A 19,552-nucleotide genomic window follows, 5' to 3' on the forward strand; every position below is an offset into this window, starting at 1 on the left:
GAGCGGCCGCATTCTGCGCTCGGCAATCGGACGCCGGCCTCGGTAGGCCAGCAACGATGGCAAAATCAGAGTGCTTGAACTAGAAGACTAACGAGAGCAGTGGCTACAAATTTCCATATCAGGTCACCTGGATAACCTCACTGGCATCACCTGAAGTTATGCGCTGGATTCTCGGGGTGTCCTTCATCGCGATGGCTGTCTGGACAATGATTCCCGACAAATTTGAAGAGGACGACGCCAATCTGGCGACTAAAGCCGGTGTCTTCATGACGACTCTGGTAGCCTTCTTCTTGGCTGAGATGGGGGACAAAACCCAGGTTGCCACGGTGGCCCTAGCTGCGCAGTACAACGCATTGTTTGCTGTCGTTGCGGGCACAACTTTGGGAATGATGATTGCCAACGTGCCGGCTGCTCTGCTGGGTGACCGGATTGCCAATCGTATTCCTGTGCGCCTCGTACACACCATTGCAGCGGCCATCTTCGCTGTGCTTGGAATTGCTACCTTGCTCGGCGCTGGCAAAAGCTTGGGATTCTAACTCCTTCAAATATCCTCGCCAGTTCAGCAAAACCGGCGAGAATATTCACACTGTTTTTCCGTTGCCGATAAAGAAATGCAATATATCGCCGCCTTTCTAAAACGTCTTACGCATATCTTCTGGCGTTCTGCCTGCCCTAACGTTCATGGTCAGCCCTCCAACCTTTGCGGTAGAACCGCAGAAGGATGTTGCCTCCCTAAGGGTGCGTGTCAATGGCAACATTGTGCTTGGTGAGGCAGACTTGCATCGGATGACTTTCAAAACCGATGCTGCAGCGATGGCTGTTTTTCGCAAGAACGTTATCCCGCTTCGACCAGGAGACAATGTTCAGCTTCAGGTCGAAATCGTTGATATCCATGGTAAGGGAACCGACATCACGCGAAGCGCCAACGTGACATATGAGTCGCTGTCCCCATGGAAGCTCAAGGTAACTTCAGAAGGCTTGATCACATTGGCTCCAGACGAATCCTTTGCCTCGGGCCAGATCAACACGATGGCAGGCGATACGGCGGTGTTTATTTCATATCAGACTGGAACACTTGTTGTTTGGAACAAGGTTTTCATTTCCAGTGCTCGCTGATGTAGTGAGGTTTCTCCAATTGCGCAGTCACTCCTTCTGGTCACTACTCGGAAATCGGCATATGGAAAGCGAGCACTTGGTATGGTTGTCTTCGCTTGCGTCAATCTCCTGTTCCGCGACCTTAATTGACGCCTGAATTACGAGGTGGAACTGCTCATTACCACTGGCTCCTTGTTTTGTGAATACGCCGTTTCCAAGGCAGCCTCTATTAAACGCTCAGAAACGCAATCGGCGCTTACGGCCAAAACCAGGGCTAGCAGAAGTGGTTTCGCAATCAAAGATTTCTCACTAAACATACTGTCTCCTTGTATTCATCAGGCCCTGGAACGTCGGCATCCGTTCCGAAGGGGTATTGCCCGATGCGACTCATATGGTCATTGGTATCTTACTGGCACCCGTGGCCTACAATCCGGTTGATAGTAGATAGAGCTGGAAAATGCTGACTTTTCTCCTGCACTTATGCTGCCCAACTCATTGAGTTCAGTTCGAAGTTTATGTATTGTATTTGAGCCTGTAGATAGTCCATATGACGTACAAAGGTGCGAATATTCCCAACAGTCGGTGCAAAACGGTAGGTCGTACGTCTTTTTTAGGAACTATTAGAAGTGCTATCAAGAAAAACCTTGGTAAAGTCTGAGCTCTGACTTGACGTTTCAAAGCAAAAGTCCTTGAGCTTGCCACTGTAGGCACGTTTATAGGTGTGCTTTCGTTTTTACTGCGTGTATGGACCCGACACCTTTTGCAAGGCTTAGAATGACAAAGAAGCGGTCTGCACGCATGTATACGGCTTGCTTTTCGGGCCAGGTCAATACCATGCCCGATACCTTGATGAGATCCGCGCATCGCATTCTGAGCAGCTTAGCGGCTTGAAAACAGCTCAGCCGGCAGCAAAATCAGGTTCTGCGATGCTGGTCTAAACGATTTTGTCATCACGAGAGGCCTCTCAAACCAGTGGGGTGCTCCTTTGCTTTAAGTGCTAAGACTTGAGTAGCATAAACGCGGTTTCAAGCTGGCGCGCGGTAAGGCGTATTACTACTGAGCAGTACTTGAATGACACGTACATTCTTATTGGCCAGCGCCACCGCGGCGCGGTTATAACCGCGCCCCGCAATCAATTCGCGTAGCCAGTGACCGCGGACATCCACCTTGTTGCCGACATAGCGCAATACCGCTCTGACACCGTGGATCAGCCGTGTGCGTAAATAGGTATCTCCCCTATCGCTGATGCCTTGGAGATGCGACTTGCCGCCGGAGGGAGACTGTTTCGGCACGAGACCGAGCTAGGCGGTCAGATGCCGAACGTTCTTGAACTGTCTGGCGTCACCGACGGTGGCGACAACGGCTGTTGCAGTAATTGGACCATATCGTCAATGGCAGCAATCTTCTTGCACAGGGTGGAGGCCTTCATAAGGAGTTGATTGCGATTCCGGCTTGCTCAATATGCAGTCTTCACGTGAAGAGAGCTGCTCAAGCAGTTCGGTCAGCAGCGCTTGGCAGAACGGAGTTAGTTCGCCAGTGCTTTGCGTCAGAATGCCTGGCATGGCCCTTTTCAAGGCTTTCTGCGGTTGAGCAACGATAATGCCGCTCGGCGCCAGAATATGTCAGGCCGTTGGCCGAAATGCTCGATCAGCCCGGCGCCCCATGTGCCGGGAGGTAAGGCTCGGCACCGCAGATGGTGCTGATTTCGGCCGCGATTTCACTGATGGGATGCCGCGCTCTGTTCAGCATTACGGACGTCTTGCACTTCGGGGCGCCATCGTCGGCTTACGGTATCGCTGCTGGAACCAGGCGGCGCTGGAAGGCATTGCCGGAGCGGCCCTTATAGGCCCAGAGGATTGAAAACAGGCAAGGGCATCTCCGGCTAGGTAAGATCACGTCACTCCTGCGCGGCAAAAGGGAGCAGTGGTCGTCAGGGCGGTCGATGCGGTGTTTGGATAAAATGGTGGTTCATGTCACGGTCAATGGGACGGAGGCGTCATGACTAAACTGGTTGGCATTGCCGGCAGCCTTCGGGCCGCCTCTCTGAATGCTTCCTTGCTGCGCTCAGCGGTAGGGCTCATGCCGGATGGTGCGTCGCTCGAAATCGAGTCGATCAAAGGCATTCCTTTATACGACGGAGACCTCGAAGCCAGTGACGGCATCCCGCAATCTGTCGCGTCGTTGAAGGAACGCATCGCTGCCGCTGATGGTGTGCTATTGGTTACTCCCGAATACAACAACAGCATGCCCGGCGTGTTCAAGAATGCGATTGACTGGCTGTCTCGTCCGCCCGGGGACATCCCTCGGGTATTCCATGACCGGCCCTTTGCAGTCATGGGCGCATCGCCTGGCGGGTTCGGCACCATCCTTTCGCAGAATGCGTGGCTTCCGGTATTGCATACGCTGGGAACGCGTCCGTGGTTCGGTGGGCGTCTTATGGTTTCGCGGGCTTCAGCCGTCTTCAACGAATCGGGCGAACTGACCGATGATAAGATCCGGGCCCAGTTGCAGCATTTCCTAAGTGGGTTTGTTGCCTTCATTCAGAAGCAGTGACGGAACGCCCCTGTAGTCAGAAGGCCCGCGGACGGATACATTCTGTGACGCCTTTTCCGGCGCCCGAAAATAATGCAGCCCGCATCGTCAACATGGAAGGGGAAGCGGCGGCGGCCGATAAGGCTTTGCTGGTCAGCGCAATATAAGCGGCAGGCTCAAGCACTCGACCCGCCCTTATCTGGCTTAAGGCGATGTTGCGATGCAGTCTGGGTGTAGTGTCTTCTTTGCAAGCCGTGCGCGACCAAAGTCCAGAAGTGAGCCGACATAGCAGCCGATCGATCTATGAACTCCCTCTGCTTTGGACGACCTGCCGTTTTGACGGTGAAGTGAGAATTGACTTCAAAATTTTTCCGGCCTACTGTGCCACCGGTCAGCGCCGGCCCTGATGCCTCCCGCTCGCAAACCGCCTCCTTACCGCTACGGCCTTATTTCGGCCATCTATGTGATCAGGCCCTTGGCTGCGTGAGTCCGAATTCATTATTCATTAACTTGTCTTGCACGCAATCATTGGCGGGACACGTGCCGACTAGGAGTCGCCGTCGCAGAATGTGCCGTCTGGACAAGTAACTGGTGTCGGCAATTCATTGGAACATCAGAAATGCTTTCTTTCATAGAGTTGCATTGAAGAATTTCATATTAGGTACAGCATTTGCACCATTGGCCCTGATTGGCCTTTTCTCTACTCTTATCTTTGCGGAAATTTGGTGGGATAACTTCTTCCAAATTGCTGTTAGATGCTACGGCAAGCCAATCCTGCTGTTTCGCACTGCAAAGTCGGAAGTACACAGGGGCATCGCCGCTGCCTTTATAACGTAGCTCGAAACGATACGGTGAGCACAGTGATTATCAATTACCAGCACGAAGCAAATTCGCTGACGCCGGTCACATCTTGTGAAGCATAGGAGTAGACATGAGTTCGTTAATTAAAAACGCTGTGACTGAAAATCATGGCAACGATGGGATTACGGTGCTACCTGACAAGTCACAGTGCAGTAATCCGCAATTCTTGCGCAAGATAGGTTTGATAGCGGCGGCGGCTCTTTCATGTTCGCCTTTGACGTCGCATTCGGCAGGCACTGAGAATCTCCTTTACCAAGGTATGACCTTGCCTTCGGGGCTAGTAAAGGTCGGTACCGACTACTGGGTGTCCGACCATACATTCGGCTTTTGCAAACTGATTTCCGGCGCCAACGGGCAACCGGGTTATGTCGACCAAGGGTCCTGCACGACGGCGCAAGTATCGCCAGGTCAGGCAGTCGCAAAAGAAGCCACCGACCCGAACAATTCGGCCCAGACCGTCACCTATGCCTATGTACCCGACAACTCATCAAAAGGCAGAGGTGTCTGGCGGCATACAATTAAGGACGGTGTCATCCTGGATTCGACCATGCTGCCTAATGCCGGCATTGATGGTAATCGGCCCATGGCAATCGCGATGGGACCGGACGGCCATTTGTATGTTTCGCTTGGTCGAAACAATAACATCATGCGAATCCGCAACCCGGAGCCAGGTTCCGATAACACGGTCAATCAAAAGACAGAGAAGATCGGCAGCAGTGTCGTTAAAGTAGGACCGCCAGCACTGACATTTATAAACAATACGCTTTACCTTGCTGAAAACACAGGAGTCACAGCCATTGGGGCCGAGCCAGGCGGTAACGCTACTGCCTGCACTGGAGCATGTACGGCGAAAGCCGTCAACACCGGCGTAGGCGCGCCGGTATATGTCACCTCCGATGCCACGACTTTGTATATTGCCGACTTAGGGAACGCGTACCGCTACTCACCACCTTCTTCCGGCATTCCTGGGTGCCTAAAGGGACTGGGAAGCGGCTATGGTAATGTTGCGGCGCTTGCCCTTAAGCCAGCTACGGACTTGGCCGCTGCGAGCGTCTATGTCGCTGATGATCCTACTGCGGGCACTTCTTTCTTCAAAGGTGTTGTGTATGGGGTGAGTCCAAATTCAACGTCGGATTGTATCGCGGCAGGTGGGATTGTCCCTGGTGGAACCGGTGGCACAGGTCCTACCGTCGGCGCACCGCCGACAGCGACTGCACCCGTGACTATTAGCGGCCCAGGAACGGGCGCAACATTACCGGCGGCGCTGGTGCAGATCGGCTCGGAGACGTGGATTTCCGATCACTTGCAGGGCTTCTGTCGACTTGGTCCTAATGGAATTGACTCCTGTGTCACCAATGCCGCATCTGCGCCGGGGCAGGCAGTCGCCGTTCCTTCCGCTTCAGCAGCAAACGTTACGTATATCTACGTGCCAGATACGGCTTCGAAGGGGTTAGGCGTCTGGAGACTTACGCACGAGGCAGGGACTGGCATTGTGAATTCCACGTTGCTGGCCCCCGGTAAACTTTCGGGTGCACGGACGTCGGCAGTGGCTTACGGACCGGACAACAAGCTGTACGTGGTCTCGGGGAAAAATAACAGCGTGATGCGAATTGCGAACCCAGAGGGAAATCCTGTTGATGTTGAACAGATCGGTACAGTTACCGGCCGCTCAGGTCCACCGTCGTTGACGTTCCGGGGCGCAGATCTGTATTTTGCGGAAGCTACCGGAATTACCAGCATTCCAAGGGCAGCTGGCTGCAGCAAGACGACTCCCTGCACAGCGAGGGCGTTTGCTGCACAAGTCGGCGCACCGGTCTATGTTACGTCCGATGGCACTTATCTCTACATCGCTGACATCAGCAAGGCATACCGGTTTACATTCTCAGGGGCGGCGACACCTCCTACCCTGACAGAAATTGGTGCAGGCTTTGCGAATATCAGCGCGGTCGGTCTCAACAAGCAAACCGATTCTACTACTGGTTCTACAGCGCGTAGCCTATTTGTCGGGGATGACACATCGGCGGGAAGTTTTACAGGCACCGGGCGGGTCTGGAAGCTAGATATGACAAACTTGACGTGGCAATAATGTGGGTCAGCGTGTGATGTAGCTCGTGTCTGCCAGCAGTGGATAAGTTCTGCTGCTGGCAGACTCGGATGCTGGAGAGCGCCTTGCTGCGCATGAGATTTTATATTCTTCCCCCAGGGGGTGCGTTCGTTTTTACTGCATGTATGGACCCGACACCTTTTGCAAGGCTTCGAATGCCAAAAAAGCGGTCTGCATGCATGTATACAGGTGGTTTGTTGGGCCACGTTGATACGCTGTCCGCAGCTTCGATGAGACCCTCGCAATAACATAAGAGTGGCAAGGCTAAAGCCTTAAATCAGCCAATCCAATTGTTTCACGGAAATGTTTTAACATCATGCGACTTCCATTGATGTCATGCGGCCATAACTTGCTGGCACGTACCTCAAATCGTCATGTTGCGGCCACCTGCAACCAGATTTGGAATCTTTGGCCGGCGTGTCATCAATGACTTTAGTGACCCGGCTTCTGATTCTGATAGTCAGGATGACCAGTTATCGGTGGCATTGACCCATCAGGAGTCAAGGTTGTGGCTTCCAGCGCCGCGACTGCCGGTCCGTGCAACACTTCCCCAGTAGTATCGAAGCGCGACCCATGGCACGGACAGTCCCATGAACGCTCCGCGGAGTTCCAGTGCACCACACAGCCGAGATGCGTACATTTCGCCGACAGCGCATGCAATCCACCTTGCTCGTCGCAGTAGACGGCTAGCATGCGAACACCGTCCCTGACAATGGCGCCTTCGCCGGCGCCGATCTCGTTGACGTTATCGACCTCGCCACCCTTGGCCCATTCTCCGTACTTCGAGAGGGTATTCGCCTGCTCGGCGACAAAGTCCGACAACCCATGCCTGACCTTGCGGGACGGCGCGTAGAGCGATTCCCATGGATTGTCCCGTCCCATGATCAAATCGTTCACCAGCATGGCGCCGATCGTGCAATGGGTCATGCCGTTGCCGGAGTCTCCAGTGATAACGTAGACATTCTTGTCATCCATCGGATTGCGCCCCAGATAGGCCGGCCCGTCTGCGGGCTCCATCACTTCGCCGGACCAGCGGTATTCGACTTCCTGCGCCATCGGAAAGTGCGCTCTTACCCAGTGTTCTATTTCATCGTACCGATGCTGTGGATGGGTATCCTGTCCCACTTTGTGGTCAGCACCGCCGACAATTAGTAAATCGTAATCGGCAGTGATATCGGGCGTTTCGAGTCGAATGTAATAATACGGATCTCCGGTGTCCCATAGCAGTATGCGCGGCACGGAATTCTTTGGTACCCGCACTCCAATTACATAGGTCTGATATCCGGCCTGCTTGGTATGCATGACGACACGATCATTGAATGGGGTATTGGTGGCGACGACTACAGCCTTGGCCTGGATGTTTCCGCCTGTGGTGCTCACCGTTTGCAGTTTGTTGTCGCCGCTGACGTCGAGTGCGCGCGTGCCGCAATAGATTTTTCCGCCGTTGCGAATGAAGGCTCCCGCCAGGCCTGTCAGGTACTTCAACGGATGGAATTGCGCTTGATTGCTATATCTTACGCACGTTCCGGTATCAAAACTCAGTCCCGGAACTCTTGGAAGCAACTCGACTTCGACGCCCGCGCGGCGTGCCGCTTCACATTCCTTTCCCAGTTCTTTGTGTTCGTTGTCGGGAAGCGCATACAAGTAACCGTCGAGGCGCTCAAACTCGCAATCGATATGTTCGCGTTGGACGATCGTCTCGACTAAGTCAACCGCCTTGGAAAAACTTTCCCCAACAAGTCGGGCGTGTTCAGTTCCAAAGCCACTTTCCAGATCGACATACCACTCGTCGGGTGGGAAGAAATGGGCTGTCGTGCGTCCGGTTTCACCAGCGCCTACCCCGAGCGCATCGATCAGGACAACCTGTCGGCCTTCGAGGGATAGCAGGTAGGCCGTGGTCAATCCAGCGATACCGGCGCCAATCACGCAGACATCGGCATTAAGATCCCCTGCCAGCATTGGAAATTCGGGCACGGTGGAGGTCGCCATCCAAACAGAGGCAGATGCACTATTTGTTGCTCTTAACATATTTGTCTCCGTAATCCTAAAAGAACGTCACGACCCAATGTTTCAGATACCTAAAGTTTGATGCAAATATTGCAAACTTGTTCACATTTGAGAGTTACCGTGTGTGATTCTGGCTGATGGCCTTCGCTACCCAATAGCAGCATTTCCAACGCCCGGGACATCACGTTCCCGAGTCCATGCTCAAGGCGATAAGCTTTGCGATGGACAACTTGTCGAGGGGCTCATGACATTAGATGAAGATGGAAATCGCCACGTTCCGCGTATGTGTATTTCGTCGACTGGATGTTGGCAAAGCCGGCAAGCGTACTGTCAATGTAGTAGATGACCTTGATAATGGCCGATGTCCAAAACTGGGCGTCGCCCGTGAAGCATTGCGCTGTCGCATTCCCAATGATGATGCCATCCTGACTTGACGTGCAGGCCGATTATCTGCTGACGTTTGAAATAAGAAGCTCCAGTTGGTGACCGGCTGCCTATTGTCAGGTAGGGAGCTTTTGTTTTTGCTGCGGTTCACGACGTTAGCGCAACCCAGTATCCATGCGAGTTTACGGGAGGTGTGTTCCAAATAGGCTTCGAGACCGGCCGGGAGCGTATCGCAAATCTCGTCTGGCCCCGATGGACTGACGACAGTACCATTCCCCTTTAACGCACGGCCCCACTTCGCCAACGAATCCGGTTCTACGGTAGCAATTAAGATCATGTGTGCCTCCACTAGATGGATTCCGATGAGCCGAGCTTGTTATTGTCCAGGCAAACAAGTATCGGACAGGTCTTCTTGTTTTCGTTTTATTTCCTGACGACACCAGCAGCACTCAATGTAATAGTCAGCCTAAATAATAAGATTGACACTGCACAAACGGCCGAAGGTATATAACCGTACCAAGGTTAGGCGCTTTTGCCTGCGTCGCTTAACTTCACCGAGGGGATAATTCCGAGTTCGTAAGCAGAAAAAAGCCGTAACTGGAAGTCGCAAATATCTTTCCAAATGGAAAAGATCCGCTTATAGTAAGGCTCGGATCGGGAAGGATAATGAGCTTCACGCACACGCCAGAGGTGTTCAGGTGCGGCGATAGCGTTTCTGCAACAGGCTTTGGTTGGTATCACTGCGGTAGCGGGCGAGGAGTCTTTATGAAGATAAGAACGCGCTTACTGGCTTTTTCCATAGCCACTTGCGGCTTGATGCTGCTGGCAGGTGGCTGGGCCATCGTTGAGTTTCGCCAGACGCTAAAGACAAGTTCTATCGCTGCCGAAGCTCTGCGGAACCATATGCACGCTGACATGATGCACGATGCGCTACGCGCTGATGTACTGGCAGCCGCACTGGTTATGCAATCCCAAGATACGAGCCAGAAAGCCGATATTCTGCACGAACTCAATGAACATGCCGAGTCGTTCAATAAGGCTCTTGCCGAAAATGCGGCATTGCCTCTGGAGCCGCAAGTGCGACAGGCATTGGCCGCTGTAACACCGTTACTGGAAGCGTACCTGAAGGAGGCACGGCAGGCAGCCACGACTGCCTTTGATAATCCGTCGGCCATGGGCGACGTCATGTCGCGCTTTATGGGTTCATTTCGTGCGCTGGAAAAGCAGATGGCTGAGGTCAGTGACCTGATCGAGGCCAATGAAAAGCAAACTCGCGAGGCCGCCGATGCATTAACCTGGCGTCTTGGGTTGCTATTTGGTTTGATCACTGCCGCCACAGTGTTCGTCGCTGTTCGTGCTGCCCGTGCAGTCACGGTGCCATTAGATAAGGCGGTTGAAGTGGCTCAGCGTATTGCTACCGGCGATCTCACTGGCAGCATCGCACCAGGGGGAGACGATGAGACGGGAAAGCTGATGCAAGCTCTGAGGAAGATGAACGATAGCTTGCACCGCACCGTCGCTGAAGTACGAAGTGGTTCACAGCATATTGCCACTGCTTCCACTGAAATCGCTTCCGGCAACCTTGATCTGTCGTCCCGTACTGAGCAGCAGGCAGGGTCACTCGAAGAAACTGCGTCCTCCATGGAAGAGTTGACGGCGACTGTGCGTCAGAGTGCCGAACATGCAAAGCAAGCCAATGCACTTGCAATTTCCGCAGCGCAGATAGCCGGTGAAGGCGGGAAGATAGTGTCCGAGGTAGTCGCGACCATGGGTGCCATTAGTGACTCTTCAAGAAAGATCGCAGATATCATCGGTGTCATCGACGGTATTGCCTTCCAGACCAACATTCTGGCACTGAATGCCGCAGTTGAGGCGGCGCGTGCAGGCGAGCAGGGGCGCGGCTTTGCCGTAGTTGCCACCGAAGTGCGAGGCCTTGCCCAACGTTCCGCGGCTGCAGCCAGGGAAATCAAGGCATTGATCGGTGACTCCGTTGAAAGGGTAGAGACTGGCGGCACCCTGGTCAATCAGGCGGGGGCCACAATGAGCAGCGTCGTTGAGAGTATTAACAGGGTGATGGCGATGATGGCAGAAATTGTTGAAGCCAACTATGAGCAGGCTGCAGGTATTGAGCAAATCAATGCGGCCATTTCGCATATGGACCAGACCACACAACAAAACACGGTATTAGTGGAAGAAGCCGCAGCAGCCTCCCAGGCGCTAAAGGCACAGACGATAAGGCTGTCGGAGTTGGTTAGTACATTCGCCTTGAAGGGGTAAGTGTGCTTTCCATACGTGCACGCAAATTATGTCTCCCTATACGATGGACTTAAACCGTACCGATGTGGCGGCGGTCGTGGGGGGTGTACGACACGCTGTATGACCGCTATAGGCTGATACTGCCAGCCTGAAGCAGTGAATTGCTGCCAGCGAGAATGGCATGGGAGTTCGGGACATCGCATACAACTACATCTACAGCGAGGAAGCTAACGCGTCATTTGACGCGATGATTAGGGCCCAGTTTGTCCAGCATCTGTATCAGGCAGAACTGGATCGGCAAGCAGCGACGTAGTGGTGTCTGCTGCATAGGCATGGCAATACAACAGCCGCGCCATCAGCCGTGCGGTGTGCCGCTGGGCTTTGCCGACTCGGCCCAGAAGATAGCGCAGGTCGATGTGATGAGCACCAATATCGAGACGTCATAATAGTAGCGAAGAATGGCACAACTAAAGCCCTGCGGTTGGAAACAGTCTACGGGCTTTCTTATTTGTCGATTAGTGAGCCATACAGCATTGGCTGGCGTTCTGCTGGCGAGCTGTGGGGGTGACGTGCACGAGGCCGCGGATAGACTTGCTGGATGGTTCGAGCGAGCTCTAGTGCGGATAGAAGGGTGGCACAGCCGTAGATGACGGATAGGCAGATAAAACCGAAGACGCAGCAAAATGTGTATTCGACAGCCTCTCTGAGCGCTTGCATGTCTGTCTCCATGACTAATTGTTAGTAACGATGTAATGCCGTGCGGTCACATGTAGTTGAGGTAGCGCAAAAAATGAAATTGCAGGCACCCAAGCCCATGCTTCAGATCATCAAGAACCGAATAGCAACGATGTAGCTTGGACCGTTGCGGACAGACAAGACTAATTCACAGCGAGGATACGTGAAAGAATGTATCCCGGTATTTCACAATGTTCGATTGAACATAACCAGCTCTTTTTCAGCACGGGCCTTGGCAAGGTTGCGGATGATAGCTGGTACAAAACTTGGTACTCAAAACTTTCCGGAAAATGGATTAAGGTCGAACGCTGGTCTTCGGACGATCCTATAAGCCTTCAGCCATTTTTTGAGATTTGTTGGGTTCTGAAGCGATTCCACGTCCTCCTTCAAGCCAGCGGTATCCTCTCGAATCTGGGCGATGTCTCGTTCAAGCATGGTGAACGCCATGGTCGGCGACAAAGCTCCATAGGGCGGAAAATCAAAATGCGCGCGGAAAGACATCTCGACTGTGTCGAGTTCCTGCTGCAGTTCGGCTGACTGCTCCTTCAAGACCTTGTTGTAGTGTTTCAAACGGTCTTCCGAGATGGAGTTAATCGCAGCCTGGTCAATCTGCTCGATTTCCAGTTGCAGCTCTAATAGCGCAAGCAAATTGTTGGCGCTGTAGGCGCTATTGACCCTTTGCATCAGCTCGGTTTTACGGGCCCGCTCCTCCGGGTCCGGCTCTTTGTCCGGATGCAGCGTGCTGGCCAATTTTCGAAAAACTTCCCGTATGGACTGGCTTACCTGTTGCGCTTCAGCTTGCAACCGCGCTTCCTTCGCCATTGCTTTGGCTGATTTTTTCCGGCTGCTACGCGAAGCGGGTGGGTTTTCAAAATCCTGCGCATCTTGATGCAATTTTTCGTGCAGCTGCCTGCTGATCTGGTCGATGAAATCATCAGGGGTGCGCATGTCAATACCGTCTCCTAGTTCGACACCCAACATCCTTTCCATCATGGACTTGATCTCTTGATTGTCCTGTTCTTCTTCCGCGTCGTAATCGGAGCCACTGTGCCGGTTATAGATCTCCTTCAATTCCTCATGCTCACCAGAATCAAGCAGATCGGCGGCCATTGCGCAGATGAGGTGTTGCAGCTTGGTTCTGTCGGTCTTGCTGAAGATCTTGTCGGCATAGAGCCGATCGAAGAGGTGCACGAGCTGGACACGGTAGCCGTCAAAGCTTTGCAGGAGAGGATCGAACTCTCGTACGTACTTTTCTTGATAGAGCGGGATGGTCGTTTGCCAGGCACTGAGTTGCTCACGCTGTTTGGCAATCTTCTTGCTCAGCCGATTGAAGGTTTTTTGCGCGCTGGATAATGAAGACGTTGCCTTTTGTTCAACAATGCGAACGTTGCCCGAGGAAGAAGCCATGGCGACACACCACTACGACTGAAACGGCGAATGTATCGTAAATGAAGAGAAATGCAAGTAGGGATTTCTCGCGCCACATGCCTTAGCACCTCCAGCAGTTCCGCCAGCGTTTGGCGCGCATCGGGATTGTCCTCGACGACAAGAATGCGTCTGCTGGATGAGTACGGAGTGACTAAGCCAGAAGCCGATACTGTCCCATCGGCAAGCGGCTTTGGCGGCATCGCCTTAGCCTTGTCGAGTACATAAAGGACGTTAAGACGAAACGGAACACGACCGTACCGCACAGATTATTGCATTTTAGAAATGCATTTGAATATAATGGGTTATGCTTTCTCAGGAACGCTGATAGCGGAGCCTATAGGATGCAGTGGAGGCGTCCAGCGCGAAGCCATTGACCTCTGGAGATCAGCATGCTGTCGTCAGTAGAGAGCTTCATATTCGTCCCATATAGGCTTCAACGGCGCTGATGCGACCGTTATTTGTGGCAGGACCGTTTCGCTGCACGACCATTGGATCCACGACCTCATGCCAGAAACACGATTGCGCCGCTTTCTCCTTAGGCTGGATTTTTCCGGCGCGGCGTCTATCAGGCGCAACGGCGAGCGCCGCGCAGCCCGCGGCGTGCTGTTCGGTACCGCAGTGGTTCTATGTCTGCTTTGGTTGTCTATTGCAGGCTTCGTGGCAAAGACCTACCATAACACCCTCAGTACTGAGCAGCTGGTGGTCGAACGGATGACCACCGTGGTCGAGGAACAGACCCGCCACTTCTTCTCCCTTGTCCAATTCTTCCTGGCAGGAACCGAGCGCGCGTTGCTCAGTGCGCCGTATCTCGATCCACGAGACAACCTGGAGTTCCTGCATTTGATCGAAGGGCTACGTGAGCGTACCGGCTCGGATCTCATGGTGCGCCTAATCAATGCCAATGGCGACGTGTACGATGTGTTCGGCCAGGAATTCAGCCGCGGTAACCGTGCCGACCGCGAGTACTTCCGTGCTCAGGTGCATCCTGCCGATCGCGGACTTCACATCGGCAAGCCTGTGCTCGGTCGGATCACGCAACGCATGGTGCTTCCCATCAGTTACCCATTGCCCGACAACGCCGGTGGTTTTGGAGTCATAGTGGTCAGCGTGCCTGTCCAAGTCGTCAACGGTCTTTATGAGCAAGGGCGGCCGCAGCCGGGCGGGTCGATCGCGCTGGTGCACCGTGACGGCACCGTAATGGCACGAGCACCTTACGGCGATAGCTTCGTCGGACGCTCCATTGCAAGCGGCACGATCTGGAAAGATTATCTACCCACGCAGGCGCATGGCTCGGTCGTGATCGGGCGCACCGCAATCGACAAGAGTTCGCGGGTAACCGGATATTCTGCCATGCACGATCTGCCGCTGGTTGTTGTTGTTTCATCCGCCACAGATGAAGTTCTAGCGAACTGGCGGCTCCTTGCGCTGATTTGTACAACGGCCGGCCTAGTGCTGACCTGTGCCAGTCTGGTAGGAATGCGGCACCTGATCCGACTACTGGCCAACCTTGCATTATCGCGCGCAGAAGCTGAGGAACTGGCTTGGCAGGATCCACTGACAGGACTTCCCAACCGTCGAATGGTTTATCAGCACATTGATGACCAACTGGCACGAGCAAAGCGAGAGGGAGCGGTTGTGACCGTGATATATCTGGACCTCGACGGTTTCAAGGACATCAATGACACCCTCGGCCACCATGCCGGTGACATCCTACTAATAGAATGTGCTCAACGGATGCGCGGCTGCATCAGGAATGCTGACCTGTTGGCGCGGCTGGGCGGAGACGAATTTACCGTCGTCCTGTATGACAGCGGGGGGGATGTCAATACGGAACGTGTTGCGGCAGCGATCCTCGCTTCACTATCTGAACCTTTCGATATTGATGGCGAAGGCGCTTACATCACTGCCAGCATTGGCATCAGCGTGTTTCCCGGAGAAGCTACCAACGCAGCTGAACTAATGCGCCAGTCGGACCAGGCTATGTACGCGGCCAAGAGCAGCGGCAAAAGCACATGGTGTTGTTACACACCTTCGATGCAGCAGGCCGCGCTCTCAAGGTTAGCGCTCCAACGCGAGTTGCGCCAGGCGTTTCGAATGAACGAGTTCACCCTGTTTTACCAGCCCATTGTTGATCTGCACAGCGGTGCGGTGCAAAAGGCCGAGGCGTTAATGCGGTGGCAGCATCCCACACGCGGCATCGTGCCCCCGACCGAGTTCATCCGTGTTATGGAGGACAACGGCCTGATTGTCGATGCCGGCAATGTGGCATTCCGAGAAGCGGCGCGGCAGGTGGCGGCATGGCGAAGCGTTATCAACCCGCAATTCCAGATTACTGTCAATAAGTCGCCTGTGCAGTTCCGTAACGAAGAAAGCGGCAGCGGGTGGGTCAACTATCTTGAAGCGCTAGGACTGCCCGGCAACGCCATCGCGGTGGAGATCACTGAAGGTATGCTGCTCGAACCGACGCCGGCGGCCTGCCGCATTCTCGAAGACTTCCAGCGTGCCGGTATTCAGGTGGCATTAGACGACTTTGGTACTGGCTACTCGTCGCTGGCTTATTTGCGCAAATTCGACATCGATTATGTGAAGATTGACCGTGCCTTCGTGGCCACTATCGACGATCCAGAAGGTGCGGCGCTGTGCAGGGCAATCATTGCAATGGCACATTCACTCGGCCTGAAAGTTGTCGCTGAGGGGGTTGAGGAGGATTACCAGCTGCGTACTCTGCGACAAATGGGTTGCGACTACGGCCAAGGATACCTGTTCTCGCGGCCAGTGCCGGCGGAGCAATTCGTCGCAGTTGTCAATGGGCTGCTGAATCATAATTGGATTGCATCATCAACAACCACATCTGGAACGCAAAAAACAATGTCCGACGCTGCGCCTGTCCAGCAGAGAAACATGCCAGTGGTGTAGCCCCTGGCGTTGATCAAGGCCGCCAGAAGGAAGAGGGTAGTCATAACCCGACGCACCGCCCTCGAGCGCCGGTCGGACCGACGTCCCTGAACATATCGCTTACCATCAGCGACGTAATCGCCTAGTATGTCTGCTCCGGTGTCATACCTCCAAAGTCAAATCCCGTTGAGCGTTTGCCGAATCACCTGTTGCGTGGAGGTTTATCTTCTGTGAGGTTATTCCATGATCCTTTCCTTTCTATGAAACGATAGGCTCATTCTTGGCCATTCAGAAAAGGCGCCACAGGTTCCCCGCAATCCAGAAACTGAAAACAGCATCCCCTACGGATCCCCCTTGCCAATGCCGCAGCTTCAGATATCTGGAAAACGGTTGCAGAGCCCGGTCGAAGTCTCCTACTGGGCCCTGGATTATAGCCATCCGTTTTCTCCCTGCTTCTGATCGGCCGCCTCCACCCTCGTGACGAAAGGAAACTTTCAGGCTGGTGGCGCAGTTGCTTTGCGTCTTTAAAGAGGTGGTTAAGCTGGGATGCGGATATCGAAATTGTATCTTCTGGAACTCGGATTCGGACTGCTTGGCATTGCTGTATATTGTTCAGTGACACAGCTTTATCCACGCTTTTGGCCTAATCCAAAGGCCACATGAAAAGGAGATGAATTTTGTATCGTCTTCATAGTTTCTGCCAGTCCGGCAATTCCTATAAAGTGGCATTCCTCCTGAACGCACTCAGACAGCCTTGGGAGCCCGTATTCGTCGACTTCATGAACGGCGCCACGCGCACTGACGACTGGCGCGAGTCGACCAATGAGATGGGCGAGGCGCCCGTGCTGGAAGACGGCACGCGTCGCCTAACCCAGTCTGGGCTGATTCTCAGCTACCTTGCACGCAAGCACGGCGCCTTCGAAGGACGCACAGAGGCTGAGAAGTTGGAGACGCAGCGCTGGATCCTGTTCGACAATCACAAATTCACCAGCTATTTCGCCACTTATCGCTTCATGAAGGCCTTTGGAACGTCTGCACCCGATCCGGCTGTCATGGGCTGGCTGCGCGGCCGTATAGATGCCGCGTTCTCGATCGTCGACAAGCACCTGCAGGATCACGCTTTCATGGTAGGCGGCGAACCCACAATTGCCGACTTTTCGATGTGCGGTTACCTGTTCTACCCACAGGAGGAGAGCGGATATGACTTTACCGAGCGCTATCCGCATATCGGGGCTTGGGTAAAGCGCATGCGAGGGATTCCGGGCTGGGCAGCGCCGTATGATATTTTGCCTGGGGAGCGCTTGCCGGTTCGGTGGTAAGGTTTGACACTGGTTCTCGACGACGATGCTGATGCCCGACAAGCGTACTAGATCGGTCAGAACTTTACAGCAGACAATATTGCATAATTAAAATTCACAGGATGAACTTTCTATTAAACAGGGCTGCACAAGCAGCCGGCCTTCAATGCCAGCTAAAGTCTCGCCCACGTTCGTTTATACCAAGGAGCCTATAGGCTAAAAGACTCTGCTTTGAAAAAATGCGCCATTATGCATAGAAACCGTTGAGCTTGTTAGTCGATGGACCGCAATACCGCCTGCTATGAATGCATTTCGACTTGGCGGCTATGCAGCTTAAGTAATCAGAATTTCCAATGCCCGCGACTTGGACGACGCGGGCATTGTTACCTTTCACGCTTACTTTGATACTACAAGTGTGACTGTTTCGCCGGGCCGCATATCAATAAGCACTTTGCCATTTACAACAGTTACTGGAACCGCATTGCCACTGGCATTACGAGCACTCAGTTGACCACTAAAGGTTGCCTTGTTAGGCAGCTCAACAGTCAATGGTGAAGTGCATACTGCCGCATTGTACGTTCCGGTCAGACGGATCGTAGCCTGGCTTGAAGACGCTGCCGTCGCAGTTGGTGTGACCTGTTGGCGGCATGTACGATAGCGGGCGACATTTGCGTACGTATCGATCCACAGCTTGGAAGAGAACTGTTGTGCATAATTCAGATGGTCATGCAGAAATTGAGATGTCACAGGGCTCCATCCGTCACCGTCCACTCCATGACCACCTGCCACTAGCCATCCGCCACTGTTGACCATGCTTGCCAGCTGATTGTTTGCATCAGCCAGTGCCTGTGCCGGCGTCGATGCATGATCAAGATCAAAGAACGCGAATGAGTAATTGGGATCGTCGATGGCGAGCTTGCGCACGGAGAAGTGAGTTTGGCTAGCTATTGCCAATGCTCTGCTTGAGTACTGGTGCCACGGGAATGCAAACGTCATCGGCCGGACACCCAACTGTTGCTCGAGCACTTGCCGTGAAGCGTTTATCTCGGTGTTCAACACTGCATCAGAGAGCGTTGTGTCCGACATGTCGACGGTATGTGTTTTCGAATGATTACCGACTTCATGGCCCCGACTGACTATCTGACGCCAGAAATCCCAACCAGTCAGATCCGCTACGGTATCCGTAACAATGTAGAAGGTTGCGCGAACGCCGTGGCTCTCGAAAATCGATGCAATTTTATCGCTGCTTATATATCCATCGTCGAATGTATAGGAAGCAGCTGCATCTTTATTGCCTTTATAGCGTGTGACTTTGGTCGCTGTTAAATCGAAGCACTGGTCAATGATGGCATTGCAGTCAGTGCCGGGCGCTGGTGTCGGTGTCGGTGTCGGTGTCGGTGTCGGTGTTGGTGTCGGTGTTGGTGTCGGCGTTGGAGTTGTGGATGAATACTCGCAAACCTTATTGGCACCTGGCAGCGGGTCGCCGAAGACATTGTTATTGCATGCGATTGAGCTAGTTGCTATTCGAGTAGCGTACGTGCCATTGAGGCCATAGCGGACAGTACGTGTACCGGTAAACGTGCATGTGCCCCATTCATCTGCACATTTGGTCCAAGACGTCGGAGTCGGTGTCGGTGTCGGCGTTGGTGTTGGTGTTGGTGTTGGTGTTGGTGTTGGTGTTGGTGTTGGTGTTGGTGTTGGGGTTGGTGTTGGGGTTGGTGTTGGTGTTGGGGTTGGTGTTGGGGTTGGTGTTGGCGTTGGTGTTGGCGTCGGTGTTGGTGTTGGTGTTGGTGTCGGCGCAGTGGATGAATACTCGCAAACCTTATTAGCGTAAGCGATCAATAAACACGCCCCTCTATATACAGGGGTGACGCTTGAGGATCAGCGGAGATCTGTTGGCATGTTCCAAGGCAGGAGCGCGTCGTAGTCGTCGACGTTATTGGCCTGGGGTAGTTTT

At 53.6% G+C, this 19,552-nt stretch carries 10 protein-coding genes and 2 pseudogenes; 8 read left to right on the plus strand and 4 right to left on the minus strand.

Features of this window, described 5'->3' with window-relative positions; translation table 11 throughout:
* Positions 1-128: 128 nt before the first annotated feature.
* Both IGW03_RS34415 and IGW03_RS34420 read left to right on the plus strand, forming a co-directional pair.
* Positions 129-536, plus strand: a pseudogene (locus IGW03_RS34415) (TMEM165/GDT1 family protein); the annotation flags it as partial.
* Positions 537-786: 250 nt separating this feature from the next.
* Entirely contained in the window at positions 787-1,116 is a 330-nt protein-coding gene (locus tag IGW03_RS34420) for a hypothetical protein (protein WP_194726913.1), read from the plus strand.
* Positions 1,117-2,120: 1,004 nt separating this feature from the next.
* Here the strand turns inward: IGW03_RS34420 and IGW03_RS38500 are convergent.
* Positions 2,121-2,714, minus strand: a pseudogene (locus IGW03_RS38500) (transposase); the annotation flags it as partial.
* 379 nt (positions 2,715-3,093) lie between these two features.
* On the opposite strand from IGW03_RS38500, the gene IGW03_RS34440 reads away from it, so the two are divergent.
* Positions 3,094-3,648 carry an NADPH-dependent FMN reductase gene (locus tag IGW03_RS34440; protein ID WP_194726916.1) on the plus strand — a complete coding sequence of 185 codons (555 nt, stop codon included), beginning with the start codon at positions 3,094-3,096 and terminating at the stop codon, positions 3,646-3,648.
* A 910-nt stretch (positions 3,649-4,558) separates the two neighbouring features.
* Positions 4,559-6,574: a hypothetical protein gene (locus IGW03_RS34445; protein ID WP_194726917.1), complete on the plus strand. Its 2,016-nt coding sequence runs from the start codon at positions 4,559-4,561 to the stop codon at positions 6,572-6,574.
* 450 nt (positions 6,575-7,024) lie between these two features.
* On the opposite strand, the gene IGW03_RS34450 is transcribed toward IGW03_RS34445, so the two are convergent.
* Positions 7,025-8,620 carry an FAD-dependent oxidoreductase gene (locus IGW03_RS34450; RefSeq protein WP_194726918.1) on the minus strand — a complete coding sequence of 532 codons (1,596 nt, stop codon included), beginning with the start codon at positions 8,618-8,620 and terminating at the stop codon, positions 7,025-7,027.
* A 233-nt stretch (positions 8,621-8,853) separates the two neighbouring features.
* Here IGW03_RS34450 and IGW03_RS34455 point away from each other — a divergent pair, with 233 nt between their 5' ends.
* Positions 8,854-9,033, plus strand: a complete 180-nt coding sequence (locus IGW03_RS34455) for a hypothetical protein (protein WP_194726919.1) — start codon at positions 8,854-8,856, stop codon at positions 9,031-9,033.
* Positions 9,034-9,748: 715 nt separating this feature from the next.
* Positions 9,749-11,260 (plus strand): methyl-accepting chemotaxis protein, encoded by a 1,512-nt coding sequence (locus IGW03_RS34460; RefSeq protein ID WP_194726920.1) that lies wholly within the window; start codon positions 9,749-9,751, stop codon positions 11,258-11,260.
* Between the two features lie 987 nt (positions 11,261-12,247).
* Here IGW03_RS34460 and IGW03_RS34465 read toward each other — a convergent pair.
* Complete coding sequence (locus IGW03_RS34465) at positions 12,248-13,381, minus strand: J domain-containing protein (protein ID WP_194726921.1); 1,134 nt, start codon at positions 13,379-13,381, stop codon at positions 12,248-12,250.
* 525 nt (positions 13,382-13,906) lie between these two features.
* Here IGW03_RS34465 and IGW03_RS34470 point away from each other — a divergent pair.
* Both IGW03_RS34470 and IGW03_RS34475 read left to right on the plus strand, forming a co-directional pair.
* Positions 13,907-16,318, plus strand: coding sequence for a putative bifunctional diguanylate cyclase/phosphodiesterase (locus tag IGW03_RS34470; RefSeq protein ID WP_194726922.1), 2,412 nt, complete (start codon positions 13,907-13,909; stop codon positions 16,316-16,318).
* 656 nt (positions 16,319-16,974) lie between these two features.
* On the plus strand, positions 16,975-17,616 hold the full coding sequence (locus tag IGW03_RS34475; RefSeq protein ID WP_228536275.1) for a glutathione S-transferase family protein: 642 nt from the start codon (positions 16,975-16,977) through the stop codon (positions 17,614-17,616).
* A gap of 375 nt (positions 17,617-17,991) precedes the next feature.
* Here IGW03_RS34475 and IGW03_RS34480 read toward each other — a convergent pair whose 3' ends face one another.
* Positions 17,992-19,437 (minus strand): polysaccharide deacetylase family protein, encoded by a 1,446-nt coding sequence (locus IGW03_RS34480; RefSeq protein WP_194726923.1) that lies wholly within the window; start codon positions 19,435-19,437, stop codon positions 17,992-17,994.
* Positions 19,438-19,552 lie beyond the last annotated feature (115 nt).

The organism is Noviherbaspirillum malthae, from assembly GCF_015352985.1.
Lineage (GTDB): Bacteria > Pseudomonadota > Gammaproteobacteria > Burkholderiales > Burkholderiaceae_D > Noviherbaspirillum > Noviherbaspirillum malthae.